3 protein-coding genes and 1 pseudogene are annotated in these 1,314 nt (G+C 37.7%); all 4 read right to left on the reverse strand.

Annotated elements, in window-relative coordinates; all coding sequences use genetic code 11:
• Window positions 1–153, reverse strand: a pseudogene (locus tag AC1DJR_RS30065) (RNA-binding protein); the annotation flags it as partial.
• Between the two features lie 15 nt (window positions 154–168).
• Window positions 169–432, reverse strand: a complete 264-nt coding sequence (locus AC1DJR_RS30070) for a YggT family protein (protein WP_002014720.1) — start codon at window positions 430–432, stop codon at window positions 169–171.
• 6 nt (window positions 433–438) lie between these two features.
• Window positions 439–909 carry a cell division protein SepF gene (locus AC1DJR_RS30075; protein WP_002014721.1) on the reverse strand — a complete coding sequence of 157 codons (471 nt, stop codon included), beginning with the start codon at window positions 907–909 and terminating at the stop codon, window positions 439–441.
• 19 nt (window positions 910–928) lie between these two features.
• The coding region (locus tag AC1DJR_RS30080) for an alanine racemase (protein ID WP_477004266.1) at window positions 929–1,314 on the reverse strand (386 nt) is incomplete at its 5' end.

The following is a 1,314-nucleotide window of genomic DNA, read 5'->3' on the forward strand; positions in this document are numbered from 1 at the left end:
TCCTTGCCCTATTACCATAGAAACAATTTGTTGCTGTCTTGGATCAAGAAAATCTGTTAACTTGACTTGATGGTACTCAGCAGCCTGTTTCCACTCTAATACTTTATCCACAAAGACCTCTTCATCAGGTCTAAAATGCTCATAGATGCTCATGTATTTAACCTCACACTATAAAAAATAGTTGAATAAACTCACTAAACCACCTCTAGCAAGTTTCAAGGCAACAATAGCAACAAGTGGAGAAATATCAATCATACCAAATGGTGGAATAAACCTCCTAAACGGCTCTAAATACGGTTCGCAAATACGCGCAAGAAAATCTCCAAAAGCCGATTCCTTTGCGCCAGGAAACCATGATAGGAGAATGTAAATAATTAGTGCCCACGAGTAAATCTCGATAGCAGTAAGTAACACTGTTAAAACTGTTGTCATGGCGTATTACCACCTCTTTATATTTGTCTCTTCTTCTTCACCGAATAACTCTGAAATCGCACCAACGATATCAACATTTTCAGGTGTACACATAAATGTTTTCGGGCCTATTTTTTGAATATCCCCGCCTATAGCGTATACAGTACCACTTAAAAAGTCAACGATACGTACAGCTTGATCTGTAGACATTCTTTGCAAATTAATTACAACAGCTCGTCTACCTTTTAAGTGATCCGAAATGCCTTGCGCTTCCGAATATGTACGTGGTTCTAGTAAAACAACTTTTGAAGATTGCTTCGCTGTTTCAATACTCACTACATTTTGCTTCGGTTGCACTTTCGCAAACGGAACATCTTGTTGTTCTGGGGGATCTTGTTGCTTTTTCATGTCTGTTTGCTCCTTTTCATAACTATATTGAGCTGCTTCTTTTTCTTCCGGTGTGTCAAAAAAGAAGTATTTTACTTTTGACCAACTCATAATAACTTTCTCCTTCCTCCTACGCTTTTCCTACTAAAACCGTTCCCAAACGAATATATGTAGCGCCTTCCTCAATTGCAATCGTGTAATCATTTGACATTCCCATTGATAATTCTTTACATGGTGCATGTAATAATTCTAGCTCCTGCACCTCTGTTTGTAGCATGCGCAATTCCTTAAAGCAGCGACGAATCTCTTCCTCTTCTCCTGTAAACGGAGCCATTGTCATTAATCCTACCACTTCAATCTTATCCAATTCTTGCAAACTTTGAATAAAAGAAATTGTTTCTTCTATCGCCAATCCTTGCTTTGATTCTTCAGATGATGTTTTCACTTGAATAAAGCATTTAACTTTCTTATCAGCACGTTTTTGAATTTCTTTTGCAAGCGAAAGACGATCTAATG

This window comes from Bacillus sp. 05T31 (assembly GCF_056396725.1).